Origin of the sequence: Streptomyces chromofuscus, from assembly GCF_015160875.1 — a bacterium.
Taxonomy (GTDB): Bacteria; Actinomycetota; Actinomycetes; order Streptomycetales; family Streptomycetaceae; genus Streptomyces; species Streptomyces chromofuscus.
In genome coordinates this window covers 6,933,190-6,957,276 of record NZ_CP063374.1, presented here as the reverse complement: position 1 = coordinate 6,957,276, position 24,087 = coordinate 6,933,190, and the positions used below count along the sequence as shown (strand labels likewise).

The window sequence follows — 24,087 nt, the reverse complement described above, 5'->3', positions numbered from 1 at the left end:
GTCCCGCGCATGCCGGATCCTCCTACTTCCCGGCCGGAACGGTGCCCGCCGGCTCGGCGATGTCGCGAGCATCCGCGCGCTGTCGGGTTCCCGCCCGGTGAGCAGCCGGAACCTGGGTGTACCACGGGGCGGTGTCGTGGGGACCGGTCGTGTCAGTGGCGTGCTGCAGAATGCCGCGAAGAGAGATCAACAACGGCCGTGCCGGGTAGTCGGTCTCGATCACCCACCCGCGAAAGGTTGCGACGATGCCGCTCACCTCCGGCCCAGCTCCCGCCCCGCAGGACCGACGTCCGGCCAGGCTCGTGTCCCGCACCCGGTCCTCCGCCCCCGCCGGCCGGACCGGCGCGGACATAGCGCGCATCGTCTCCGACCCGAGCACCCCGGTGTTCGTCACCGTGCACGCGGACGGCCGCCGCCGCTACAGCTACTGGCGGCCCTACGACCCCGCGACCGGCCAGGGCAGCTGCTACGTCGCCCTGCCCACCGACGAGTGCGACCGGCTCCACGCGGCGGGCCGGATCACCCTCGGCGAACCCGTGGTCGACGCGACGAGAACGACGTACCGGGTCCGGCTCGCGCGCACCCCGGCCAAGCCCTGGCGGGCGGTGACCCGCCGCACGCTCGCGGCCTGACCGGATCCGGTGGGTCCGTAGCCCGCGCGGGCCAATCCGCGTGCGCTCGGGTGAGTACGCCGTCCGCATCCGGGAAACCGGCGCACGCTGGAAGTTCGCACCGCCGCGCAGACCGGACGGAGACCACCATGGCGACGACCGCACCCCGGGCGGGCACCGCTCGGGCGCCGGCGAGCCTGCGACTGCCGGGGCTGGTGCTCGGGGTCGGGCTCGGCGGCTTCGTCGACGGCATCCTGCTGCACCAACTGCTCCAGTGGCACCACATGCTCTCCAGCACCAACACCGACAACGTGGGTATCAGGTACTACGACCCGAAGACGGTCCCGGGCCTGGAGATGAACACCGTCTGGGACGGCCTCTTCCACACCGTCTGCTGGATCGCCGTGCTGCTCGGTCTCGCCGTCCTCTACTCCCGGGAGACCCACGACCGCCGCCGCGTGTGGACCTCGCGCGTGCTGTGGGGGTGGATCCTGGCCGGCTGGGGGCTGTTCAACCTCGTGGAGGGCGTCGTGGACCACCACGTCCTGGGCATCCACCACGTCTACGCGGGTGACGGCCAGATCTGGTGGGACATCGGCTTCCTGGTCCTCGGCGCGCTGCTGGTCGCGGGCGGGTGGCTGCTCCAGCGCGGCGGGCGGGCCTTCGACCCCGAGACCCCGGGCGCCGGGCAGGGACATGGGAACGGCTGATGGACCACGGCCCGCACGCCCCGCAGAACCCCGCGGACGGCGGCGCCCTCGCGGTACTGCTGCTCGCGCCGACGCTGCTGCTGTGCACGGGTGCCTACCTGCGCCTGGCCCACCAGGCACGGCGGCGCAACCCGGCACGGGGCTGGAGCCGGTGGCGGACGGCCGGTTTCCTCGCGGGGCTCGCCCTGCTCGCTCTGGCGCTGCTGCCTCCGGTGGGGGCCCGGGCCCATGCCGACTTCCGCCTCCACATGACCCAGCATCTGCTCGTCGGGATGTACGCCCCGCTCGCCCTGGTCCTCGGCGCTCCCCTCACGCTGCTGCTGCGCACCCTGCCCACGGCGCGCGGCAGACAGCTGTCGGCCCTGCTGCACAGCCGCCCCGCCCGGGCGCTGGTGCATCCGGCCACCGCGTGGCTGCTGTCCACCGGCAGCCTCGTGGCGCTGTACTTCACCCCGCTCTACAACGCCACCACGACCTTTCCGGCGGGGCACTGGCTGCTGCACGCCCACTTCCTGCTCGCCGGCTGCCTGTTCGCCCATGTCGTCGCCGGACCCGACCCCGCCCCCGCCCGGCCCGGCGTCCGCGCCCGCCTGGTCTGGCTGGGCGCCGCCATCGCCGTACACGCCGTCGTCTCGCAGCTGATGTACGGCGGTTTCTGGGTCGACGTCCGCGCTCCCGCCGCCGAGGTGCGCACAGCGGCGGAGATCATGTACTACGGCGGTGACATCGCCGAACTCCTGCTCGCCGCGGCCCTGATCACGACCTGGCGCCCCGAGCCCCGCACCCGCCGGGCCCCGCCCCGGCCCGGCGGCCCGTCCGAGCACGCCCCGCCTCGCCGCCCGGCCGAGCACGCCCCGCCCGGCCGCCCGTCCGAGCACGTCCCGCCCGGCCACCTGGCCGATCAGCGGACCGTGTGCCGTGTGTCCGGCCCGGAGCCGGGAAACCGGCACGTCGGTACGGACACGACGGCAGGCGGCGGCAGGGAGCGGTGATGAGCGCGAAGGCGCGGGCGGAGGGGAACGGCGGACCGTCCGGCCGCAGGGCCGCCGGGGCCGATCCGAGGCGGTGGCGCGCCCTGTGGGTGACGTTGGTGGCCGGGTTCATGAGTCTGCTGGACGTCACGATCGTCGCGGTCGCGCTGCCGTCCATGCAGCGCGACCTGCACGCGTCGGCGCCCGCGATCCAGTGGGTCGTCTCCGGGTACGCCCTCGCGTTCGCCCTGGTCCTCGTCACGGCGGGCCGCATCGGTGACGCGATCGGCCGGCGCCGCATCTTCCTGGTCGCCCTCGGCGGCTTCGTGGCGTGCAGCGCCTGCGCCGGAGCCGCTCCGTCCATCGTGCTGCTCGTCGTGGCCCGCGTCGCCCAGGGTCTGTGCGCGGGGTGCCTGGCACCACAGAACTCCGCGCTCATCCAGCAGCTGTTCCGGGGCGCCGAGCGGGGCCGGGCCTTCGGCCTGTTCGGGGCGACGGTCGGCCTCTCCAGCGCCGTCGGCCCGGTGGTCGGCGGGCTGATCCTCACGCTCGCGGACGGCCCCGGGGGCTGGCGCTGGATCTTCTACGTCAACGTGCCGGTCGGTGCGGTCGCGCTGGTCCTCGGCCTGCGCCTGCTGCCCAGGACGGCGCCCTCCGGCGGGCAACGGCTGGACCTGCCCGGCGTCGCGCTGCTCGGCGCGGGCGTGCTGACGCTCATGCTGCCCCTGGTCCTGGCGGAGTCCGGCGGTGTGCGGGCGCTGTGGTGGCTGTTTCCCGTGGGGGCGGCGCTCCTGGTGCTCTTCGTTCGCTGGGAACGGCGTGTCGTCGCGCGGCACGGCCAGCCGCTGCTCGATCCCCGGCTGGCCACGTCGACGCGCGGGTACGTCACGGGCGCCGTCATCGCCACGCTGTACTTCGTGGGCTTCAGCGGGGTGTGGCTGGTGTTCGCGCTGTTCTTCCAGAACGGGCTGGCTTACTCACCGCTGGCTTCGGGGCTCGCCGTGACGCCGTTCGCCGTCGGGTCGGCCGTGGCCGCGGCGGTGGCCGGGCGGCTGGTGGAGCGACTGGGACGGCTGCTGACGGTGTGCGGGCTGGCGGCCGTCATTCTGGGGCTGGGCGGAGCCGCGGCCGTCCTTCGCTGGGCGCCCGCCGACACGGCGGCGTGGCTGCAGGCTCCGGCACTGCTCCTCGGCGGCCTCGGCAGCGGCTGTGTCATCTCGCCCAACGTGACGATGACCCTGCGGGACGTGCCGGTGCGGATGGCGGGCGCCGCGGGCGGCGCCCTGCAGACGGGCCAGCGACTGGGCGGTGCCGTGGGTACGGCGGCGCTGCCCGGCCTCTTCTACCTGGCTCTCGGCGACGGAGGCGAGGCGCACTACCGGTCCGCCGTCGCGCTCGCCGTCGCCTGCGGCGTGCTGCCGATGCTGGGCGCGTTCGCACTGGCCGTACGGGACTGGCGGTGCGACCGCGGGGGCGGCGGCCGGGGCTGCCCCGACGAGATCTCGCACAGCCACACCCACGCCGGCCAGCCCTGAGGCGGCCCGGCGCGGTCCCGTCCGGGCGGGAGGCGGTCCCGTCCGGGCGGGAGGCGATCCCGTCCGGGCGGGAGGCGGTCCCGTCCCGCTTGGCACAGCCCCGTCCCGCGGTCCCGTCCCGCCCGGCACAGCCCTTTCCCGCCCGGGGCGTACCGCCGGTGCGCGGTCCCGTCAGCTCGGCCGGAAGGTCTCCGTGACCTGGCCGAGGCGCAGTTCCTCCAGGGTGGCCTGCTGGCGTTCGGCCCGCTCCAGCAGCTCGTCCAGCAGCCGCGCGTCGAGCCGTCCGTCCGTGTCCGCCAGCCGGCGCAGTGTCTGCCACGCGGCGGCCTTGCCCTGCACGGCGAGCCGCAGGAACTCCAGCTCCACCAGCGAGGTCAGCGGCGAACGGCCGACCAGGCGCCCGTTGCTCTTCAGCCGCCCGACCCTCTCCGCCGCCCAGGCCAGGGACACCTTGTAGTGCCGTACCGGAACGCCGAGCATGTCCATGATCGCGAGCAGACTCGCCCGGTCCTCGCCGATCTCCTGCGCGACGGTGCGCAGCGCCGGTCCGGACGGTGACCCCTGGAGCGCCCCCGCCAGGGAACGGGCCCGCTCCGTGCCCGCGGTGGCGCCGGCCAGGTGGTCGTTGAGGTAGATGCCCAGCAGGTCGGCGCCGGTCGTGCCGGTGCCGACCGCGGGAACCGCGTGCGCGTGCGCTTGGTCCTTCATGAGCCTCTCTTCTCCGGCGAGTGCCGCCCCGGCCGTCCGGGCGGGCGTTTGCCTCGTTCCGAAGCGCCGAGTACCCCGTGTGCCGGTCTCCCGCTCGTCCACCACGCGGTGAGCGGGCAGCCGACACGGCCGATCCGGCGGGAGACGACCAGCCGCCGGTCTCAGGCCCGCGGAGCGCCGTAGGCCCGCTCCACCCGGAGCCGGATGACGAGGCGCCGGTCGCGGACCATGGCGGCACGGTAGTCGTCCCAGTCGGAGTGCTCACCGCTGATGTCGCGGTAGAGCCGGACGAGTTCCTCGACCGTGTCGTCGTGCGGGTCGGCGGCGACGGGCGTGAGGTCGGCCGTTCCGTCGACGACCGTGTAGGCCCAGCGGTCGGCGGTGGTCACGTGGTACGACGCGCGCGGGTCGCGGCGCAGGTTGCGGGTCTTGGCGCGGTCGTCGGTGACCGAGATCCGGATGATCCGCTCGTCGGGACTGTAGGCGTGCATGACGTTCGACAACTGGGGCCGACCGTCGCGCCGGAGGGTGACCAGCACCCCACTGTTGCTTTCGGCAAGCAGCTTCAGCAGTGCGTCCTCACTCATGCCTCGGTCAACCCGCCCCGCGGGTCGGCACATTCCCGGCCGCCCGCCGCGAGCGGACAGTGGTGCTCTCCTGCGGACCATCGGCGCGTTCCTGCGCGACGATGAGGTCTGAGGGCGCCCGGGCGGGGTATTCCCGATCGCACCTCGACGAACGAGAGCGGAGGTAGAGCGATGGCACTGCTGCGACAAGAGGTGGAACCGGGCGAGGTGGGGCTGGACGGGAAGGCACTGGACCGGCTCGACCAGCACTTCGCCCACTGCGTGGACGAGGGCCGGCTGCCCGGCTGCCTCGTCTCCGTCGCGCGCGGCGGCCGGGTCGCGCACCTCACCACGCACGGCCACCGCGACATCGCCGCCCAACTGCCCGTCGAACCCGACACGCTGTGGCGGATCTACTCGATGACCAAACCGGTCACCTCGGTGGCCGCGCTGATGCTGGTGGAGGAGGGCAGGCTGTCGCTGGACGACCCGGTCGCCCGGCATCTGCCGGCCTTCGCCGACGCGCGGGTGTACGAGAGCGGCTCCGGCGCGGACATCCGTACCCGCCCGGCGTCGGGGCCCATACTGATCCGGCACCTGATGACCCACACCTCGGGTCTGACCTTCGGCTTCTACCACACCCATCCCGTCGACGCCCTCTACCGCGACGCCGGACTGGAGTCGTCGGTGCCGCCCGGCGCGGACCTGGCCGAGACGATCGACGTGTACGCGAGCCTGCCGTTGCAGTTCGATCCGGGCACGCAGTGGAACTACTCCGTCGCCAGCAACGTGCTCGGCCGGGTCATCGAGGTGGTCTCCGGGCAGCCGCTCGACGTGCACCTCGCCGAGCGGATCTTCCGCCCGCTGGGGATGGCGGACGCCGGCTTCGAGGTCAGCGACGAACAGGCGGTCCGGCTGGCCGAGATGTACGGGGAGAAGGAGGACGGCACCGGGATCGAACCGATCCCCGGACTGCCGCTGCGGGGCCGACCGCGGTTCCTGTCGGGCAGCGGCGGCATGGTGGCGAGCGCGTACGACGTGCACCGCTTCATGGAGCTGCTGCGCCGCCGCGGCGAACTCGACGGGGTCCGGCTGCTCACGCCCGGGACCGTTGACATGATGACCACCAACCAGTTGCCGGACGGCGCCGACCTGCGCTCCTTCGGCAGCCGCCCGGCCCACGACGAGCCCGGCAACGACGGCGTCGGCTTCGGGCTCGGCGTCTCCGTGGTGATCGACCCGGCCCGCACGCTCGCCCCGGCCGGGCTCGGCGCCTTCGGCTGGAGCGGGGTGGCGACCACGACGTTCTGGGTCGACCCGGGCCGGGATCTGACGGTGCAGTTCATGACGCAGGTACGGCCGCGCACCTCGCACACGATGTTCCGGGACCTGAAGCAACTGGTGCACGACGCCGTCAAGGACGAGTGATCGGGATTCAGCCGCGGGCGAGTTCGTCCAGCCACTCCTCGGACCGGGCCGCCGTCCCGGCGGCCCGGCCGAGGCCCGGCGGCAGCGAGCCGTCCAGGATGTGCCGCACCCCCACGGCCGGCGGACGGGAGACGCACCGGGCCATCGCGCAAGGCGATGCCGGTGCCCATCACGCCGCCGCCGATGACGACGACGGACGCCTCACGGACCACGTGCACGCTGCCTCCCGGCGGAGGGTGTCACACCTGTCTGCCACCAGGACACCGTCCGCACGCGGTCAGGACCAGTGCGCCACGGCGTCCAGATGGGGCAGGTGGTGGTCCAGCCGCTCCCGCTTGGTCCGCAGATAGGTGATGTTGCTCTCGCACGGCGGTATCAGCAGTGGAACCTGTTCGGCGACCTTGATGCCGTGCTCGAGCAGCGCCTCCCGCTTGCGCGGGTTGTTGGACATCAGGCGGACCGAGCGCACCCCCAGGTCCTCAAGGATCCGCGCGGCGACGCCGTAGTCGCGGGCGTCGACCGGCAGCCCCAGGGCGAGGTTCGCCTCGACGGTGTCCAGGCCCTCCGCCTGCAGGGCCATCGCCCGCAGCTTGGCGAGCAGGCCGATGCCGCGGCCCTCGTGTCCTCTCAAGTAGACGACGACGCCGCGTCCTTCGGCGACGACGGCGCGCAGCGCGGAGGCGAGCTGGTCGCCGCACTCGCAGTGCTGCGAGCCGAAGGCGTCGCCGGTCAGGCACTCGGAGTGCAGCCTGGTCAGGACATCCTCGGTGCCGATGTCGCCGTGGACCAGGGCCACTTGCTCGTCACCGCGGTCGTGGTCGAGGTAGCCGACCGCCCGGAACTCCCCGTACACCGTGGGCAGGGGGGAACTGACCACCCGCTCCACGCCCGTGAGCTGCGGTGACTTCTTGCCGAGTACGCCGATTTTTTCTGTCATGATCTGGTTCCTCAACAGAGACGAAAGGCCGTGAACGATGAGCGATGCGGGTATGCGGTCGGCGGCACACGGTCTGCTGCCGGCGGACACCACGGAAGACGTACGGAAGCGGGGCGCCGATGTCTCATGGCAGGTCGCCGTCCTCCCCGTGGGGAGTTTCGAACAGCACGGCCCGTACCTTCCGTTGGCGACCGACACGCTCGTCGCCTGCGCCGTCGCGCGGGAGATAGCCGACACGTACCCGGTGCACCTCCTTCCTCCGGTGACGATCTCCTGCTCGCACGAGCACGCGGCCTGGCCGGGGACGGTGAGCATTTCCTCGGTGACCCTGCACGCGGTGATACGGGACATCGCCGACTCGCTGCGCCGGTCCGGCGTCGAGGCGCTGGTCCTCGTCAACGGGCACGGCGGAAACTATGTCCTGGGAAACGTCGTTCAGGAATCCTCCGCGCGCGGTGAGCACATGGCGTTGTTCCCGGCCGCGGAGGACTGGGAGACGGCGCGGGAGCGGGCCGGGGTGCGGACCTCGCTGCTCACCGACATGCACGCGGGGGAAATCGAGACCTCCGTTCTTCTGCACACTCATCCGGAATGGGTCAGGCCCGGTCACGAGACCGCCGATTTCGTCGCGGACGACCGCCGTCATCTGCTCAGCCTGGGTATGTCCGCCTATACCGATTCGGGAGTCATAGGCCGCCCTTCGCTGGGGGACGCGGAAAAGGGGAAGGCGCTGCTGGCGAGTCTCGCGGAATCGTTCGGGGCGTATTTCTCGCTGCTGACCGCCGCGGAATAGCCCGGTGTCCGCCTCAGGCCCGCGGACCAGCGGGCCACGAGGACGAGGACGCCGGGCAGGCTCGCCACGAGACTCAGCACGCCGTACACGACCGCGACGGCCAGTCCGTTGTCCGCGCCCAGCCCCGCGGCGCCGAACGCCCAGGCGGTGACGCCCTCCCTCGGCCCCCATCCGCCGACGTTGAGCGGCAGGCTCATCGCGAGCAGGGCGAGCAGCGCGAGCGGCAGCAGCACGGCCGGGGACGCGGTGGTGCCGGTGACGCGGGCGGCGAGCAGGAACATCGCCACGTATCCCGCGAGGACGACGACGGACGAGCCGATGACGCCGGGTCCGTTGCGGCGGGACAGCAACGCCTCGCGGGCCTCGTCGAGCAGGGCGCGGCGCCGGCGGGCGGCGGGCGTCCGGTTCATGCGCAGGGCGAGGCCGATCGCGAGGGCGCCGGCCGCGGCGCACGTCAGCAGCAACAGCACGTGCCGGGTCCCGGCGAGCACCGGGGACGGGACGGTCAGCAGGACGGCCGACCCGACGACGGCCAGCACGATCTGCCCGGCGGCCCGTTCGAGGACGACCGAGCGGACGCCGCGGCCGAGGTCGCCGGTGCTCTGCCCGTGCCGTACGGCCCGGTGCACGTCGCCGAGGACGCCGCCGGGGAGGGCTGCGTTGAGGAACAGGGCCCGGTAGTAGTCGGCCAGCGCGGGTCCGAAGGACAGCCGGATGCGCAGGCCGCGCGCCACCAGCTGCCAACGCCAGGCGCTGAACGCGGTGGTGACCAGGCCGACGCCGAGGGCCGCCAGCAGCGTGAGGGCGTCGATCCGGCGCAGCCCGTCCAGCAGGACGCCGGTGCCCGTCCGCCACAGCAGGACGGCGAGGATCGCGACGCCGGCGAGGGTGCCGAGGTGGGTGCGCAGGGCGCGGGCGGTGAGACGGGGACGGGTGCGCGGCGGGACGGATTCGGGCGGCCTCGGGGCAGGGGCCGGCGGCGCTGACACGCTCGGGGCACTGCCCGTCGGGGCGCTCACCGTCGGCGCGCTCATGACGACCCGCCGGTCGGGCGGGCCAGCGCGAGCAGGTCGGTGTGGTGGACGGTGACGCGCAACTCGCCGGTCGCGCAGGACGCCAGGCGAGCGGCCAGGTACTTCTGGGCCGGTGCCGCGAGTTCCGGCCGCTGTTCGACGGCGGCGCCGACCCAGCCGCGCAGCCACTGGGCGGTCAGCCCGGCCTCGTCGGGACCGAGCCGCCAAGGGCTCGGTCGCAGGTGGACGGTCGCGCCGTGCCCGGCGAACGCCTCGCACGCCGCCGTGACCGCGTCCGGGCCCAGCAGGCCGGTACGGCGCTGGTGGGCGTTGAACGCCTCGGTGATCTCCGCGTCGAGCGGGAGCTTGGGGGTGAGGTCGACGCGGCCGGCCACGGAGAGGGTCAGCAGCGCCGGGCAGCCGGCGCCCGCGCAGGCGGCGGCGAGGGTGTCGACCTCCTCGCGGGTGAGGACGTCGAGGAGGGCCGAGGCGGTGACGAGGGAGGCGCCGGCGAGGGCGTCGGGGGTGAGGCGGGCGACGTCGCCGCGCCGCGTCTCGACGCTGACGCGGCTGCCGTCGGCGGTGGAGCGCGGGGAGGCGACGGCGGCGAAGTGCAGCAGGTAGGGGTCGCGGTCGTGTAGGACCCAGTGCTGGGGCCCGTCGAGCCGGGGCGCGAGCCAGCGGCCCATGGACCCGGTGCCGCAGCCCAGGTCGTGCACGACCAGTCCCCCGGTCCGCCCCGGCAGATTGGCCAGCCGGATCCGCAGCGGGTCCAGCAACTCGTGCGCCCGCGCGACCGCGTCGGCCCCTTCCCGCAGCTCCAGCCACTCGGGCGCGTACCGGGGCTGCTCCTCCTCCCCGGTGCCGGCGCCGGACTCCCGCAACCGCAGGGTGGGCCGCTCCGCCGGCCGGGCGACCGGACCGGCACCTGGGATGACAGGGGCGGCGGAGGATGCGCGGGGGGCGGGCACGGGATGAGCGGAATTGTGGGTGAGGGTCGCTCGGGTTGCGGGAATCGCGGACGCGGGCCCGCCGCCCGGCTCACGCCCGTCAACCGGTGCGCTCCGCGGGCCGTTCGCGCCGGACCCGGACAGCGCGGAGGCCGCGGGAATCGCGGACGCGGACCCGCCCCGCTCACGCCCGTCAACCGGCGCGCTCCGCCCGCCGCTCGCGCCGGACCCGGACAGCGCGGAGGCCGCGGGAATCGCGGACGCGGACCCGCCCCGCTCACGCCCGTCAACCGGCGCGCTCCGCCCGCCGCTCGCGCCGGACCCGGACAGCGCGGAGGCCGCGGCAATCGCGGACGCCGACCCGCCCCGCTCACGCCCGTCAACCGGCGCGCTCCGCCCGCCGCTCGCGGCGGACCCCATCAGCGGCGCGCCCGGGGAGGCGTCGCGCCCACTCCCGGCGTCGCGCCCGCTGCCGGCCGCCGCCTCCCGCCGCCCCGGTCGCGCGGGCGTCGCGTTCCCCGTGTCCTGCGCTGGCGTCGTCGTTCCTTTCATGCCGCCCTCCGGGGTGCGTCGGGGAGCCGGCTGAGGACGCCGGCCAGGTGCTTCGCTGTGGTGGCCCAGCCGTCGAGCGCGGCGCGCCGGCCGCGCGCGGCCGACTTCAGGCGGCGCCGTACGTCGGCCTCGCCGAACCAGTGGCGCAGTTCGGCGGCGAGCGCCGCGGGGTCCTCCGGCGGGACGAGGATGCCGGGCACGCCGCCGTCCGGGGCCCGGCCCAGCGCCTCGGGGAGGCCGCCGACGTCCGTGGCCAGCACCGGGATGCCGCGCGCGAGCGCCTCGGTGACCGCCATGCCGTAGGTCTCGGCGTAGGAGGCGAGGACCATGAGGTCGGCGGCGGCGTAGCTGGCGTCGAGGTCCGCCCCCGACCGGGGCCCCGCGAGACGGACGCGGTCCGTGAGGCCGTACTCCCGGATCAGGTCCCGCAGATGAGCGACGTACTGCGGGTCCTGGCCGAGCCCGCCGACGCACTCGCAGCTCCACGGCAGGTCGGTCACCTGGGCGAGCGCCTCCACCAGCCGGTGCTGCCCCTTGCGCGGGGTGACGGCGGCGACGCACAGCAGACGGGAGACGCCGTCGGTGCCGGAGGCGAGGGGCGCGATGTCGGCGCCGGGGGCGGCGACATGGACGCGCTCGGGGAGGAGGCCGTGGTGGGCGACGAGCCGGCGGACCGCCCAGTCACTGGTGGCGATCACGGCGGCGACGGCCCGCAGGACCGTGCGTTCCCGGGCGTGCAGGTCGGCGGCCACCGCGGGTTCGAGTCCCGTCTCGTCGCCGAGCGGCAGGTGCACCAGGACGGCGAGGCGCAGCCGTTCGGCCTCGGGGACGACGATCTCCGGTAGGCCGCAGGCGACCAGCCCGTCCAGCAGCACCACCGCGCCGTCCGGCAACTCCCGCAGTGTCCGGGCGAGTTCCGTGCGGGCTGCGGCGCCCGGCCGTGGCCAGGCGCCGTCCACCGGCTGCTTGTGGACCCGCCAGCCGAAGGCGGCCAGGTCCAGGCAGACCCGCCGGTCGTAGGCGTTGCCGCCGCTGGGCGCGGCCGGGTCGTCCACGCCGCCCGGCATGACGAAGTGCACGGTGCGCAGGGACATGGGGACGATCTCGCCGTTCCTGGGGGCCGCCTGGGCGGGCACGTGGGAGAGCTTCCGCACGGTCGTGTCGGTCACAGGCCACGCTCGTAACTCGCCCAGGCGACATGCGACTCGTGCAGGGTGACTGTGATGCCCGCGAGTCCCTTGGCGCCCTCCCCCAGCGCGCCCTTGTGCACGCGCTCGGCGAGCCGGTCGGCGACGACCTTCGCCAGGAACTCGGTGGAGGTGTTGATCCCGGCGAACTCGGGCTCGTTGTCGAGGTTGCGGTAGTTCAACTCGGCTACGACGGCGCCGAGTTCCCGCGTGGCCAGTCCGATGTCGACGACGATGTTGTCGTCGTCCAGCTGCTCCCGCCGGAACGTGGCGTCCACCAGGAACGTCGCTCCGTGCAGGCGCTGCGCGGGCCCGAAGACCTCGCCGCGGAAGCTGTGGGCGATCATGATGTGATCGCGGACGGTGACACTGAACAACGGACGACCCTCCAGGTGCGGGGCATGGATGCCGAGTAGTACGGCTCCTGTCCTTCCCTTGTTCAGCGGCTCCTACGTCTTTTCTGAGGTCAGACGGTTCCGGGTCGGGCGTCGTCCGGGTACCGCACCCGGTGGCAGAGCGCCGGGATCTCCCCCGAGGCGAGCCGGGGCAGTACGTCGGGGAGTTCCGCGAAGTCGCACTCCCCGGTGACGAGCGCGTCGAGCGCCGGGTCGGCGAGCAGGTCCAGGGCGAGGGCGAGCCGGTCGGCGTACGTCCGGCCGGGTCGGGCCGGGGAGACGGTGCCCACCTGGCTGCCGCGGATCGTCAGGCGCCGGGAGTGGAAGGCCTCGCCCAGCGGCAGGGCGACGCGCCGGTCGCCGTACCAGCTCAGCTCGACGACCGTGCCCTCGGCGGCGAGGAGTTCCAGTGACCGGGCGAGGCCCTGCTCGGTCGCGCTGGCGTGCACGACGAGGTCGCACTCACCGAGGGCGGCGGCGGGTTCGGCGAACCCGACGCCGAGCGCCTCGGCGACCTGAGCCCGCCCCGGGTCGGCGTCCACCAACTGCACGCGCACGCCGGGGAAACGGGCCAGCAGCGCTGCCACCGAGCAGCCCACCATGCCGCCGCCGACCACGGCGATCCGGTCGCCGACCAGCGGCGCCGCGTCCCACAGCGCGTTGACGGCGGTCTCCACGGTGCCGGCGAGGACGGCACGGGCGGCGGGCACACGCTCCGGCACCGGGGTCACGGCGGCGGCGGGGACGACGTACCGCGTCTGGTGCGGGTACAAGCAGAAGACGGTACGGCCGACCAGGTCCGCCGGTCCCTCCTCCACCACGCCGACGTTGAGGTAGCCGTACTTCACCGGCCCCGGGAAATCGCCCTCCTGGAACGGCGCCCGCATGGCCGTGTACTGGCTGCGCGGCACACCGCCCCGGAAGACCAGCGTCTCCGTGCCGCGGCTGACGCCGGAGAAGAGCGTGCGGACCAGCACCTCGTCCTCGGCGGGATCCGCGAGCGCGACGTCCCGGATCTCCCCGCGCCCCGGGGAGCTGAGCCAGAACGCACGTGCGGCGCGGATCATCGGCGGTCCTCCTGAACGATCGGCGAGCGGTGCACGTACCGAGGTGCACAGGCCGCGCAGAGTACGCGGCCTTGATCGACTCTGTCACCTGGCCGGAGGAATGTGCGGTGGCCCTGAACAACACGTGTGACGCGAGGCTGGTCCAGCAGGAGACCGCGGTGGGCGCGGGCGTGCAGATCCTGTTGCTGGCCCTGCTCGGATCGGCGATCGGCATGGGACCGGCGGGCTGGCTGACCGGCCTCGCCTTCGCGATCGCCAGCTGGGCGGTGCTCTCGCGGGCCCTGCACCGGTCGCAGCTGCGGTCGTTCGGCCCGGCCAACCGGGTCACCCTCGGCCGCGCCACCCTGGTCGGCGGGGTGACCGCGCTGGTCGCCGACTCCTTCGAGAGCGCACCGCCCATGGCGCTGCTGGTCGGCCTGACGGCGGTGGCGCTGATCCTCGACGGGGTGGACGGCAAGGTCGCACGGCGCACGGGCACGACGTCGGCGCTGGGGGCGCGGTTCGACATGGAGGTCGACGCGTTCCTGATCCTCGTGCTGAGCGTGTACGTCTCGATGTCGCTGGGGCCGTGGGTGCTGCTGATCGGCGGTATGCGCTACGTCTTCGTCGCCGCCGCCCGTTTCCTGCCGTGGCTGAACGCGCCCCTGCCGCCGAGCACGGCACGCAAGGCGGTGGCCGCGGTGCAGGGTGTCTTCCTGCTGGTGGCGGGCGCCGACCTGCTGCCGTGGGTGGCGAACGCGGCGGTGGTGGCGCTGGCGTTGGGGCTGCTGGTGTGGTCGTTCGGGCGGGACGTGCTGTGGCTGTGGCGGACGTCGCGGGTCCGGCGGGCGGCGTTCCGCCCGCCGGCGCGGGGCGGGGAACGCACGGGCGGCTCACTTCGGTACGAGCACAGCTACTGAACCGGTCGACGGGTTCAGGGACTGCTGAGCCCGCCCTCTCCGCTCCCGGGGCAGGAGCGGGGACCCGTTGCCGTGCCGCCTCACCGCTCCTCGTGGCCGTCGCGTCGAGCAGCCGGACCCGGTCTGGACACCTGCCCGAACAGGTGGGTCGGTCGGCCGTCATCAGCACCATGTGGCCGACGGTCTTCCCCGCCCGCCAACAGTGGTCGCACCGCAACCGGCGGTTGCCGACGCCCAGGCTGTTCGTCACCGACCGCGCGCGGCGGACGTCCGCGACGACACAGGTGGGCGCGACCCCACCACCATGAGCGACCGCACCCTCCGGCCTGTGCACCACCCCCCACGGACGCCGTTCCCGCAGGGAGCGGTTGTACGGGGCAAGCGCTATCCTCACAAAGCGCTTGCGACACATGCGTCTTACGACCATGGGGGGTGTCCATGCACGGCCGTGGCCAGAGTTTTCCTCAGGACTGTCCGGGCGGTCACCCCGGCATGTCGACCGAGGCGGGAATCGACGTCCAGCGGCAACTGGAGTCTTTGATCCAGGACTTCCGGACCAACGACCCCTTGATGCCGGTCATCGTGCTGCACGCCGAGGACCCCGCCGACGACGACCGCGTCACCGAACTGGTCGACGAGCTGCGCGAAGGGCAGCAGCGTCACGGTACGCGCCTCGCGGTCGCCCCGACCGAGCCCCAGCCGGGCGACCTCGATCCCACGGCCCGGGCCGGGCGGCTCCTGTGCGATCTCGGCGACTCCGGGAAGTGGGGCGACCGGTCCGCCGCCTACCGCCCCTACGCCTTTCCCCGCCTCAATCTCGTCCGTGCTCTTCAAGAGGCCACCGACGACCCGGAGATGCGCGAGCACTGGCCGACCGCCCCCGTCGGCACTCCGGACGGGAACGCCCAGCGGGAGCAGGCTCAGACGCACCTGCTGCGCATCCTCGCCCGGCAGCGCTGGCGTCCCCGCAGACCCTCGCGCCGCCAACGGCAGACGCTGCTCACCGATGTGCAGCAATTCCTCCCCATGGGCGTCCTGGGCGCCTTCACCGCGCTGCTCACCCGCCCCGAGTGGTACATCGCCGCTCTGGCGGGCATCGGGCTGATGATCCTGCTCGCGGTCCTGAACCACGTCCCCGGACGCGCACCCCTCTTCCTGTGGCTGCGCAGGGAGAGCCGGTGGTTCCTGACCACGACGTTTCTCCAGTCCGCCGCCCGCCGCCGGTCGACCAGCGTGCGGCTGCTGCGGCCCGTCCGGTCCTGGAGAGCCATAGCGGCCCGCGCCTACGACGTGGCCGAGGCCATGCGGGAGGGCGGTCCGTTCCCCCTCCAGTTGTACGTGCTGGCGCTCTTCGAGGACCTGCGCGACAACCACCGGCGCGGCAGCTGGGACTTGCGGGGGTTCAAGAGGACCCGTCCGCCGGTGCTGTTCCTGCGCCGGATAAGCCGCGAGAACGGCGGAATAGAACTGATCAGGGCGGTCAGCGACGTCCGCAGCCGACGCAGTGAACTCGACCCGCTGCTGATCGTGGCGGGCGTGGCGGCGGACGACGCGGCACTGCTCGACCGGGGTGCGGACGGAGGTCCGCCGGCCGCCCTGCCGCAATCCCCGCCCCTGCCCCCGCGCCTGTCCCCGCGCCTTCAGCAGCGGTTGGGGCACTGGTACGACGAATGGGCCGGGAACCTCCGGGCCGACCAGTCGCCGAGCAGGACCAACGCCCTGCCCTGGGTGCTCAGGATCCCGCTGCCGCGTGAGGAACTGGTGCAGCTGCGGCAGGCGGACTGGCGGTGTGTCAGGGCCCGGAACCGGCCACCCCTGGCTCGCGTGGTGTGGTCGGCGTACAGCCTGCTCCTCGTCCTCGTCCTCGCCGTCACCGCGGGTGTCGTCCACTCCCGCGAGCTGCACCGGACGTACTGCTCGGCCGGCCTGCTGACCGCCGATCGCGACACCGAGAGGCGCCCCGCGCCCGGTGGGGGCACGGAGTGCGTCGGGATAGCCACCGGAGACGTCCGGTTCGGTGCGCAGCTGCGCGGCGGGGCCGACGAGGAGGGCCGGAGGCTGCGCGATCTCGAAGAGCTGGTGCGCGAAGAGAACGCCGAGGTGCTGCGCGGCCGTCCCGGCACCTACGTCACGGTGGTGTACGCGGGCCCGCTGAGCTCCTCCCCGGTGGACCCCTCACTGGTCAAGGGGGCCGAGGAGCTGGCCGGCGTGTACCTCGCCCAGCGCGTGGTCAACGAGAACTACACGGTGAAACTGCGGGTACTGCTCGCCAACGGCGGCGCCGACATGGGGCACCAGCGCGTCACGGCCGACGCGATCGCCGAGTACGCCGACCGCGACCCGACCGTCGTCGGTGTCGTCGGCTTCGGCCGTGACCTGCAGAGCAGCCCCGACGTCACGCGTCGGCTGCACAGGGTGGGGCTGCCCATCGTCTCCGGCACCAACTCGGCGACCTACCTGCCGAAGGACTTCTCCAACTGGTTCAGCCTCGCGGCTCCGGACGAACACCAGGCGGACGCGCTCGGTCTCGTCGCCCGGCAGCTTCGCACCCTGGACAGAGCCCCGCGCGCCCTGGTGCTGGCCCGCGACACCGAGGAGTCGCAGGACCGTTACACCAGCGAACAAGCCCTCTACGGCGGGGAGATGCTGAAGCGGGAGGGCTTCCGGCTGCTGCCCGCGCAGAACTACCGGGTGGCGAACGGCAAGCCCGAACTCCGGCTGCACGCGGAGAACATCTGCCGGGGCGAGAGCGTCCCCTCGGTGATCTACTTCGCCGGACGGGTCGAGGACATCGGTCCGCTGATGACGCAGCTGAGCACCGAACCTGGTTGCGCAAACAGGGAGATCTCGATCCTCACGGGCGACGACCTGAGCAAGGCAAGGTTCTCCGGCGCGGGCGGCCGTGACGGCGTGGCCCCGCGGATCACGCTGTACCACGCGGCCCTGGCCGAGCTGAAGGAGGCCGCGTCCGGGACCGCCTTCTACGAGGACGCCGCCAAGCACCTCCCGTGGATGCGCAACGGGGAGGCCACGTACGACGCCGCCGACTTCGCCAGCGGGCAGACGGCCCTCTCCCACGACGCCACACGCGCGCTGTACTGGGCGGCCAGCCTCGGGGACGTACGCCAGAGCCGCGCGGCGACCTGGGTCAACCTCAGAAGCGTCAAGCTCGACGGGATGGCCACCGGAACGATCGATTTCACCGACGCGCCCCTGTACGGCGAACGGCGCGGCCACAGCATCGTCCTCAAGCGGGTCCGGAGAACGCCGGAGGGCATCTCGGAGGCTGACGTCCTGTGCAGCAGGCCGGCCGGCGACACCGAGCCGCTCGACGTGAGGGAGTGCGCGATCGAGTGAGGGGAAGCGGACCGCGGCACCGGAAGGCGGGCGGGTGAGCCCGGACCAGCGGTTGTTACGCTCCCCGGGTGAGTATTCCGGGACCCGGAGAGATCCGCGCGATGTTCCGCCGGACCCCGTGTCCTGTGCCGGCGAGCAGGCGCAGGTCCAGGTGACCGCCACCGACACGGCCTGCCCCACCGGCTATGGGAAGTCGTACTGGAGTTACCGGTCCTCCACCACCGGCGACACCACGAAGCTCTGCCTCAGCCGCGTCTACCACGCCAACTACTGCCTGCTCGGGCAGCAGTCCGGCGACGCGATCTCCCTCGCCCTGATGACGGCCGTGGCCTGCCGACGCGAGCCGGTGCCCGCGTCCCGTACAACCAGATCATGCACATCACCGGCGTCTACCGTGCCCCGGCGGGCGCCGACGCGAACAACTGCCGCCGGGTGGCCGGCGACCAGACGCGCTACTGGGCCGCCCTGGTGGACGACGGCGCCACGCTGCTGTGCACCACGATCTACCAGGGCGGCTGACCGACAGCTCAGCGCTCCCACCACCCTCTGCGCCGAGCCGAACGACTGAGAAGGCGTCCTCGGAGCCGACAACATCGCCAAGACCACCCGGGCGGTCCGCGACGACCCCAAGGAGCGTTCCCCATCCTGGTCATCACCAACGATCCGGACGCCTACGGAACTTGATCAAGCCCTGCTGACGGCAGGCGACGGATCCACGCTCCATGATTGACGTGGACTCGTCGGAACAAGTTGACTGTCGCCGCTCACCTGTTCCACACAGTCCCTTTCCCGTGTTCCGCGGGGTCCCGACGGACCGGCGGCGACGGAAAGACACTTTCGAGGTGATAATGCGGCCACGAACAGCACTTCTCCTGGCGGCCACCGGAGCCCTCGTGTCCGGTGTGCTCAGTGCTCCCGCCAACGCCCAGCCCGATCGCGAGACCCACGCCGACCTGCCGCGCTCTGCGGAGCTGTCGGAGACGACCCGCCTGGCCGACCGCCGTGCGGTCAGCGTCGGCAGCCGATTCTACTCCGTGGGTACCGCGGACGGCCTCTACCCGGCTGCCGGCTGGCACATTCGCGGGGAGATGGGCGGTATGTGGACCCAGTCGATCAAACTGCTCGACGGCATGTGGTTCGGTCTGAACGGCGCATGGCTGGGTGGTCAGGCCAAGGCGGAGAAGTTCACCAGCGGCTGGGGTTACACCCGGATCGACTATGCGGCGACGGCAGGGGTCAGCGCGAGCCGGACGAACTTCGCACCGGACGGCCTGCGTGCCGGGCTGGTGGGGCTGACGCTCACCTCCGAGCGGGACTCGAAGGTGAAGCTCGCCCTCGACGCCCACTCGGAGCTGATGAACTCCTACCCCTGGGGCTGGACGCAGCCGGACCAGCTGAAGTTCAACCTCCCCGACGAGGGCTCCTACTCCGGAAAGACCCTCGTCTTCCGCGAGAAGGGCACCCCGGACGTTCCCCACGCCGATGCGCATGACTATGCGGCCGTCGTCGGCAGCAGACTGACTCCGGAGACCCACCAGCTGGGTCCGGACCACCGTGGTCCGCAGAGCGATCCGGTGATCTGCCCGGCCACCGGCGAGGCGCCGAAGAGGTGCGACGACAGCGAGGCCGGCAAGGGCACCGGCGGCCGGATGAACTACAGCGTCGACTTGAAGGCCGGCACGCCGACGACACTGTGGTTCGCGGTCGCCGGCTCGGAACAGGGGCCGAAGGACGCCCGCACCCAGTTCGACCGGGCGCTGGCCGACCCCGAGCAGCTGCTGGAACAGAAGATCGCCGAACGGCGCGCGGTGGCGGCCCGCACCTCGGTCGAACTGCCCGGTGACAACCTGCTCCAGCGCAGTGTGGAGTGGTCCAAGCAGAACCTCGCCGACTCCGTGCAGGAGTCCCACGGCCTGCGACTGCGTCTCGTCGATGAGGGCAGGCAGTACCCCGCACCGACCGGCGAGCTGGCGTCGGCCCGTTGGCTGGGGGCGGGCTGGCCCGACTACCCATGGCTGTTCGGGACCGACGGCGAGTACACCGCGTTCGCCAGTGTGGCCATGGGCCAGTTCGACGACATCATGGCCCACCTTCGGTCGCTGAAGGACGTCAGCGAGCTGGTCAACGAGGGCAGCGGCAAGGTCATTCACGAGATGACGCCGGACGGCTCGGTCTACTACGGCGCCAACGACGATCCCGGAAACACCGACGAGACCGCGAAGTTCCCGAGCGCCGTCGCCCTGTTGTGGCGTTGGACGGGGGACGACGCGTTCCGCGATGAGATGTACGACTTCGCCGTGCGCAACATGAGGTTCATCTACCGCACACTCGACAAGGACGGCGACGGATGGCCCGAGGGCACGGGCAACGTCGAGCGATCCGGCATGGGTGCGGAGAAGCTCGACAACGCGGTCTACACCGCCCGCGGCCTTCGTGACCTCGCGGACATGGCGCACAGCAAGCACGACTCCACGACGGCATCATGGGCGACGAAGCGCGCCGAGAAGCTGGAGCAGCGGTTCGAGCGCACCTGGTGGGCCGGTGGTGACACCGACCAGTACGGCGACTCACTGCAAGACACGGACAACAGCCCCATGTTGCAGCGCCACTGGATCGGTGTGACGCCCATGGACGCGGAGCTGGTCCGTCCCGGCAGGCCCACGGTGCCGCTGGCCTCGTCCGAGCACGGCCGACTGGCACTGGCCAAGCGCCAGGAGAGCTGTTACTCCGGAGAGTTCGGGCTCTATCACACGGGTACCGGTCCCACCTCGGCCGAGGGCGGCAACAAGGGTCCGTCCTGCGACAGCACGGTGTCCGCCGTGCAGAGCGAGCGCGCCATCTACTCCCTCAACACCGCGATCATGGCGGTCGCCGAGGGGAACTACGGCCGCCTGGGCCACCACGAGCAACAGCGCTACACCACCGCGAACGCACGGATCCAGCTCGATCCCTCGGTCTGGGAGATGCCCGGTGCGATGCCGGAGATCGCGCCGAGCCCGGACGCACCGGCGAATATCGAGCGTCCCCTCACCGAGCGTTCGATGGCGCTGCAGGCCTGGGGCGCGTACGGCGTGCTGTGGCCGGTGGTGCACCAGCAGCTCGGGGTCTCGCCCGACCTGGGCCGAAACCGGGTCTCCGTCGTCTCTCAGGTGCCCACGGGCCAGGAACGGATCGCCGGCAGCAACATCAGGCTGGGGAAGGGGTCGGTCGACGTCCGCGCCCGGCATGTGAGCAAGACCTTCACCACCGAGGTGACCCGGCACCTGGAGGCCGACCTGTCCATCGGCCACGTGGTGCCGCCGGGCTCGGAGATCGATTCGGTGACGCTCGACGGTCACCCCGTGCAGTACCGGACCTTCACGACCGCACGCGGCCAGCAGGTCATCGTCTCGGCGCCGAGCGGTGAAGGCCGCACCACCCTGGTAGTCACGCTCAAGTGACCGACCGAGGCTGGGAGGGCGGCGTACCGCGGTACGCCGCCTGACCCTCCCGGCGACCCGCCGTCGGCTGGGCGTACTGACGGAGCAGGCCCGGAGCAGATGCCGCCGACTCCCGTCAGGTGCTGCACGTGTTCGCGACGGAGTCCCGGCGGGCGCCCAGGTTCAGTCGCCGCGCAGCGCGCCGAGCAGCATCGGCAACGAGGCGTGCAGTTCGCGTTCCCAGTACGGCCATGTGTGGGTGCCTGGGCCGTAGAGGTGGGTGGTGACGTGGCGGGCGCCGACGTGCTTCAGTTCCGCCGCCAGCGCCAGGTTCTGGCGGTTGAAGTCGGCCTCCAGGGCGCTGGTGGCGCCCGGTGGGTCGAGGGGGCCGGGGGTGCCGTCGCCGCACGACAGGTAGACGGGGAGCGACTTGAGTCGCTTGGCCAGGTGGAAGGGGTCGTGGGCCTGCCAGATGCGGCGCTGCGCCACCGGGTCGCCCCAGACGCGCAGCGGGTCGTTGCCCTGGCCGGCGAGGAGGCCCATGATGCGGTCGGTCGACTCCTCGTTCAGCAGCGGGTGCGCCGAGCCGGAGTACGCGGCGGTCGCCTTGAACATGCCGGGGTGCCGTGCGGCGTACATCAGGGCACCCTGGCCGCCCATCGACAGGCCGGCCACCACACGGTCGCTGCCGGCACCCCAGTCACGCTCCAGGAGCCTCCGGAGTTCCCTGGTGTGGAACGTCTCCCACGCGGGGTCGCCGCCCTCGCCGTGGTTCCACCAGTCGCTGTACCAGCCGTTCCAGCCCGCCTCCGGCATCACCACGAGGACGTCGCGCAGGCCGGCGGTCTCCGCGACGTCGGTCATGCGGGTCCACGAGGTGTAGTCGCCGCAGCAGCCGTGCAGCAGCCACAGCGTCGGCCAGTGCTGCCGCCGGTCGGCGGGGTTCCAGCCGTCGGGGGTGAGCAGACGGACCTTGACCGTGTGGCCGCCCAGTGCGGCGGACCGCACGGACAGGTCGACCTGCCGGTCGGCGACCTGGGTGACGGCCACGACCTCGGCGCCGCCGGGCTTCCCCGACCGGACGGCTCCCGCGGCGGTGGCACCCGGCGCCGGGCTTTCGGCGACGGTGGCGAGCGACGGCGTGGCCGGGGCGAGGGCGGCGAGCAGTACGGCGAGGACGAGCAGGACACGGGGCCGAAGGGAGGTCAGGGCGGCGGTCACGGTCGTGATCACAGCGGCTCCTCGCGGTGTGATGGCCTGCTGCCCGAACGGTTCGGCGCGGTCGTGCCGGAGCGCGGCACGGCTGTGGGTGATGGTGCCACCGAACGGAAGCGGGCGGGAGACGCACCCCGGTGCTTTCGGCCAACTGCCCTGCCCTGCACGGCTGCTCAGCCCTTCTGCTCCCTCCGCACCCGGTCCACCTTCGCCTGTACTCGTGAGCGGCGTTCCTTCCGAGCATGCGGACATAGCGGCCGGTGGCGGGGGACGAGATGCGGACGTCAGGTCGTGGGGCCGTGCGGCCGTGGGGCCGTGCGGCCGTGGGGCCGTGCGGCCGTGGGGCCGTGGTGGGCGCGGGCTCCCTCCGCGCCCACCACGGGGTCGTACGCCCCCTCCGCCGGCCGCCCTACGCGGCCTTGCGCGCCCGGCCCTGGTGGTCGCGGACGATCTCCGCGTACCGGTGGCCGGAGCCCTTGATCGTGCGGACCTGGGTGGCGTAGTCGACGTGGACCAGCCCGAAGCGCTTGTCGTAGCCGTACGCCCACTCGAAGTTGTCCAGCAGCGACCAGGCGAAGTAGCCGGCCAGCGGGGCACCCTTGCGGGCCGCCGACGCGCACGCCGCCAGGTGCCCCTCCAGGTAGGCCCGGCGCTCGGGGTCGTCGATCGTCCCGTCCGGGCGGACCACGTCCGGGAAGGAGGAGCCGTTCTCCGTGACGTACAGCCTGCGCGGGCCGTACTCCGAGGTCAGGCGCAGCAACAGCTCCTCGATGCCGCTCGCGTCGATCTCCCAGTCCATGCCGGTGCGCGGCACGCCGTCGCGGCGGACGTCGCGGACGAACGGGGCCGGGGCGGTGGGGTCGTCGGCGACCGTCTGCGGGAAGTAGTAGTTGAGGCCAAGCCAGTCCAGCCGGCCCCCGATGACCGCCGCGTCGCCCGGCTGCTCGGGCAGGTCGACGCGGTACACCTCGCGCATGTCCTCGGGGAAGCCGCGGCCGTGCACCGGGTCCAGCCACCAGCGGTTGGTGTGGCCGTCCATGCGGCGGGCCGCCGCCAGGTCCTCCGGCCGGTCGGTCGCGGCGTGGATCGTGGAGAGGTTGTTGACGATGCCGACCTGGGCGTGCGGCGTCGCCGCCCTGATCGCCTGCATGCCCAGGCCGTGGGCGAGGAGCAGGTGGTAGGAGGCGCGGACCGCCGCAGTGAGGTCCGTCCAGCCGGGGGCCATCGTGCCTTCCAGGTGGCCGATCCAGGCCGAGCACAGGGGTTCGTTGAGCGTCGTCCAGTGCGTCACGCGGTCGCCGAGGCGCTCGGCCACCACGGCCGCGTACGCCGCGAAGTGCTCGGCCGTCTCCCGCTCCGGCCAGCCGCCGCGGTCCTGCAGCGCCTGCGGCAGGTCCCAGTGGTAGAGGGTGACGGACGGGGTGATGTCCGCCTCCAGCAGGGCGTCGATCAGTTCGTCGTAGAAGGCGAGGCCCTTGGCGTTGACCGGGCCGTCGCCGCCGGGGACGACGCGCGGCCAGGCGATGGAGAGCCGGTAGGCGTTGGTGCCCAGGCGGCGCATCAGGGCGATGTCCTCGCGCCAGCGGTGGTAGTGGTCGCAGGCGACGTCGCCGTGGTCGTCGTTCGCGATTCTGCCGGGGGTGTGCGAGAAGGTGTCCCAGATCGACGGCGAGCGGCCGTCCTCCGCCACGGCTCCCTCGATCTGGTACGCCGAGGTGGCCGTGCCCCACAGGAAGTCGTGCGGGAGTGCGGCGAGGTCGATGGTCACGGAAGT

The 24,087-nt window shown here is 72.8% G+C and carries 20 protein-coding genes and 3 pseudogenes; 11 read left to right on the top strand and 12 right to left on the bottom strand.

Annotation, left to right across the window (positions count from 1 at the left end; genetic code table 11):
- Window positions 1-22: 22 nt before the first annotated feature.
- A complete protein-coding gene (locus IPT68_RS31140; RefSeq protein ID WP_189698117.1) occupies window positions 23-256 on the bottom strand; it encodes a hypothetical protein in 234 nt (77 codons plus the stop codon).
- Between IPT68_RS31140 and IPT68_RS31135 the strand changes: the two genes are divergently transcribed.
- The 4 genes from IPT68_RS31135 to IPT68_RS31120 all read left to right on the top strand — a co-directional run bounded on the left by IPT68_RS31135 (window position 246) and on the right by IPT68_RS31120 (window position 3,827).
- On the top strand, window positions 246-632 hold the full coding sequence (locus IPT68_RS31135; RefSeq protein WP_228040050.1) for a hypothetical protein: 387 nt from the start codon (window positions 246-248) through the stop codon (window positions 630-632). The genes IPT68_RS31140 and IPT68_RS31135 overlap by 11 nt on opposite strands.
- Before the next feature lie 128 nt (window positions 633-760).
- Window positions 761-1,321, top strand: a complete 561-nt coding sequence (locus IPT68_RS31130) for a DUF2243 domain-containing protein (protein ID WP_189698118.1) — start codon at window positions 761-763, stop codon at window positions 1,319-1,321.
- A complete protein-coding gene (locus IPT68_RS31125; protein WP_189698119.1) occupies window positions 1,321-2,313 on the top strand; it encodes a cytochrome c oxidase assembly protein in 993 nt (330 codons plus the stop codon). The genes IPT68_RS31130 and IPT68_RS31125 overlap by 1 nt, the downstream gene beginning before the upstream one ends.
- A complete protein-coding gene (locus IPT68_RS31120; protein ID WP_189698120.1) occupies window positions 2,313-3,827 on the top strand; it encodes an MFS transporter in 1,515 nt (504 codons plus the stop codon). The genes IPT68_RS31125 and IPT68_RS31120 overlap by 1 nt, the downstream gene beginning before the upstream one ends.
- A gap of 171 nt (window positions 3,828-3,998) precedes the next feature.
- On the opposite strand, the gene IPT68_RS31115 is transcribed toward IPT68_RS31120, so the two are convergent.
- Together IPT68_RS31115 and IPT68_RS31110 are read right to left on the bottom strand one after the other, a co-directional pair.
- Window positions 3,999-4,535, bottom strand: coding sequence for a hypothetical protein (locus IPT68_RS31115; RefSeq protein ID WP_189698121.1), 537 nt, complete (start codon window positions 4,533-4,535; stop codon window positions 3,999-4,001).
- Between the two features lie 161 nt (window positions 4,536-4,696).
- A complete protein-coding gene (locus IPT68_RS31110) occupies window positions 4,697-5,122 on the bottom strand; it encodes a PPOX class F420-dependent oxidoreductase (RefSeq protein ID WP_189698122.1) in 426 nt (141 codons plus the stop codon).
- Window positions 5,123-5,293: 171 nt separating this feature from the next.
- Here IPT68_RS31110 and IPT68_RS31105 point away from each other — a divergent pair, with 171 nt between their 5' ends.
- A complete protein-coding gene (locus IPT68_RS31105; RefSeq protein WP_189698123.1) occupies window positions 5,294-6,529 on the top strand; it encodes a serine hydrolase domain-containing protein in 1,236 nt (411 codons plus the stop codon).
- A 7-nt stretch (window positions 6,530-6,536) separates the two neighbouring features.
- Here IPT68_RS31105 and IPT68_RS31100 read toward each other — a convergent pair.
- Both IPT68_RS31100 and ribA read right to left on the bottom strand, forming a co-directional pair.
- Window positions 6,537-6,689, bottom strand: a pseudogene (locus IPT68_RS31100) (saccharopine dehydrogenase); the annotation flags it as partial.
- A 117-nt stretch (window positions 6,690-6,806) separates the two neighbouring features.
- A complete protein-coding gene (gene ribA, locus IPT68_RS31095; protein ID WP_189698124.1) occupies window positions 6,807-7,466 on the bottom strand; it encodes a GTP cyclohydrolase II in 660 nt (219 codons plus the stop codon).
- A gap of 37 nt (window positions 7,467-7,503) precedes the next feature.
- Between ribA and IPT68_RS31090 the strand changes: the two genes are divergently transcribed.
- Complete coding sequence (locus IPT68_RS31090; RefSeq protein ID WP_189698125.1) at window positions 7,504-8,259, top strand: creatininase family protein; 756 nt, start codon at window positions 7,504-7,506, stop codon at window positions 8,257-8,259.
- A gap of 110 nt (window positions 8,260-8,369) precedes the next feature.
- Here the strand turns inward: IPT68_RS31090 and IPT68_RS34420 are convergent.
- The 5 genes and pseudogenes from IPT68_RS34420 to IPT68_RS31070 form a co-directional block, all read right to left on the bottom strand.
- Window positions 8,370-9,293: pseudogene (locus IPT68_RS34420) on the bottom strand (lysylphosphatidylglycerol synthase transmembrane domain-containing protein); the annotation flags it as partial.
- Window positions 9,290-10,243 (bottom strand): class I SAM-dependent methyltransferase, encoded by a 954-nt coding sequence (locus tag IPT68_RS31085; protein ID WP_189698126.1) that lies wholly within the window; start codon window positions 10,241-10,243, stop codon window positions 9,290-9,292. The pseudogene IPT68_RS34420 and the gene IPT68_RS31085, both read right to left, overlap by 4 nt.
- Before the next feature lie 527 nt (window positions 10,244-10,770).
- A complete protein-coding gene (locus tag IPT68_RS31080) occupies window positions 10,771-11,943 on the bottom strand; it encodes a glycosyltransferase family 4 protein (protein WP_189698127.1) in 1,173 nt (390 codons plus the stop codon).
- Window positions 11,940-12,338: a 6-pyruvoyl trahydropterin synthase family protein gene (locus IPT68_RS31075; protein ID WP_189698128.1), complete on the bottom strand. Its 399-nt coding sequence runs from the start codon at window positions 12,336-12,338 to the stop codon at window positions 11,940-11,942. The genes IPT68_RS31080 and IPT68_RS31075 overlap by 4 nt, the downstream gene beginning before the upstream one ends.
- An 89-nt stretch (window positions 12,339-12,427) precedes the next feature.
- Window positions 12,428-13,423 carry a zinc-dependent alcohol dehydrogenase gene (locus IPT68_RS31070; RefSeq protein WP_189698129.1) on the bottom strand — a complete coding sequence of 332 codons (996 nt, stop codon included), beginning with the start codon at window positions 13,421-13,423 and terminating at the stop codon, window positions 12,428-12,430.
- Between the two features lie 107 nt (window positions 13,424-13,530).
- On the opposite strand from IPT68_RS31070, the gene IPT68_RS31065 reads away from it, so the two are divergent.
- From IPT68_RS31065 to IPT68_RS31050, 5 genes and pseudogenes are all read left to right on the top strand, one after another.
- Complete coding sequence (locus IPT68_RS31065; protein ID WP_189698260.1) at window positions 13,531-14,322, top strand: CDP-alcohol phosphatidyltransferase family protein; 792 nt, start codon at window positions 13,531-13,533, stop codon at window positions 14,320-14,322.
- Between the two features lie 492 nt (window positions 14,323-14,814).
- On the top strand, window positions 14,815-17,679 hold the full coding sequence (locus IPT68_RS31060) for an ABC transporter substrate-binding protein (protein WP_189698130.1): 2,865 nt from the start codon (window positions 14,815-14,817) through the stop codon (window positions 17,677-17,679).
- 34 nt (window positions 17,680-17,713) lie between these two features.
- A pseudogene (locus IPT68_RS35260) lies at window positions 17,714-17,866 on the top strand (hypothetical protein); the annotation flags it as partial.
- A 185-nt stretch (window positions 17,867-18,051) separates the two neighbouring features.
- Window positions 18,052-18,198, top strand: a complete 147-nt coding sequence (locus IPT68_RS31055; protein ID WP_189698131.1) for a hypothetical protein — start codon at window positions 18,052-18,054, stop codon at window positions 18,196-18,198.
- A 374-nt stretch (window positions 18,199-18,572) separates the two neighbouring features.
- The gene (locus tag IPT68_RS31050; RefSeq protein ID WP_228040048.1) at window positions 18,573-21,119 is read left to right on the top strand and encodes a glucosidase family protein; all 2,547 of its coding nucleotides are present in this window, start codon (window positions 18,573-18,575) and stop codon (window positions 21,117-21,119) included.
- A gap of 162 nt (window positions 21,120-21,281) precedes the next feature.
- On the opposite strand, the gene IPT68_RS31045 is transcribed toward IPT68_RS31050, so the two are convergent.
- Both IPT68_RS31045 and IPT68_RS31040 read right to left on the bottom strand, forming a co-directional pair.
- Window positions 21,282-22,331 (bottom strand): alpha/beta hydrolase, encoded by a 1,050-nt coding sequence (locus tag IPT68_RS31045; protein ID WP_373300560.1) that lies wholly within the window; start codon window positions 22,329-22,331, stop codon window positions 21,282-21,284.
- 391 nt (window positions 22,332-22,722) lie between these two features.
- On the bottom strand, window positions 22,723-24,081 hold the full coding sequence (locus tag IPT68_RS31040; RefSeq protein WP_189698132.1) for a GH1 family beta-glucosidase: 1,359 nt from the start codon (window positions 24,079-24,081) through the stop codon (window positions 22,723-22,725).
- Between the last annotated feature and the right edge of the window lie 6 nt (window positions 24,082-24,087).

Coding starts and splice junctions, on each gene's coding strand:
- IPT68_RS31060 (WP_189698130.1), top strand. CDS start 14,815: ATGTCGACCGAGGCGGGAATCGACGTCCAGCGGCAACTGGAGTCTTTG.
- IPT68_RS31105 (WP_189698123.1), top strand. CDS start 5,294: ATGGCACTGCTGCGACAAGAGGTGGAACCGGGCGAGGTGGGGCTGGAC.
- IPT68_RS31130 (WP_189698118.1), top strand. CDS start 761: ATGGCGACGACCGCACCCCGGGCGGGCACCGCTCGGGCGCCGGCGAGC.
- IPT68_RS31120 (WP_189698120.1), top strand. CDS start 2,313: ATGAGCGCGAAGGCGCGGGCGGAGGGGAACGGCGGACCGTCCGGCCGC.
- IPT68_RS31055 (WP_189698131.1), top strand. CDS start 18,052: ATGCACATCACCGGCGTCTACCGTGCCCCGGCGGGCGCCGACGCGAAC.
- IPT68_RS31090 (WP_189698125.1), top strand. CDS start 7,504: ATGAGCGATGCGGGTATGCGGTCGGCGGCACACGGTCTGCTGCCGGCG.
- IPT68_RS31110 (WP_189698122.1), bottom strand. CDS start 5,122: ATGAGTGAGGACGCACTGCTGAAGCTGCTTGCCGAAAGCAACAGTGGG.
- IPT68_RS31135 (WP_228040050.1), top strand. CDS start 246: ATGCCGCTCACCTCCGGCCCAGCTCCCGCCCCGCAGGACCGACGTCCG.
- IPT68_RS31070 (WP_189698129.1), bottom strand. CDS start 13,423: ATGATCCGCGCCGCACGTGCGTTCTGGCTCAGCTCCCCGGGGCGCGGG.
- IPT68_RS31115 (WP_189698121.1), bottom strand. CDS start 4,535: ATGAAGGACCAAGCGCACGCGCACGCGGTTCCCGCGGTCGGCACCGGC.
- IPT68_RS31125 (WP_189698119.1), top strand. CDS start 1,321: ATGGACCACGGCCCGCACGCCCCGCAGAACCCCGCGGACGGCGGCGCC.
- ribA (WP_189698124.1), bottom strand. CDS start 7,466: ATGACAGAAAAAATCGGCGTACTCGGCAAGAAGTCACCGCAGCTCACG.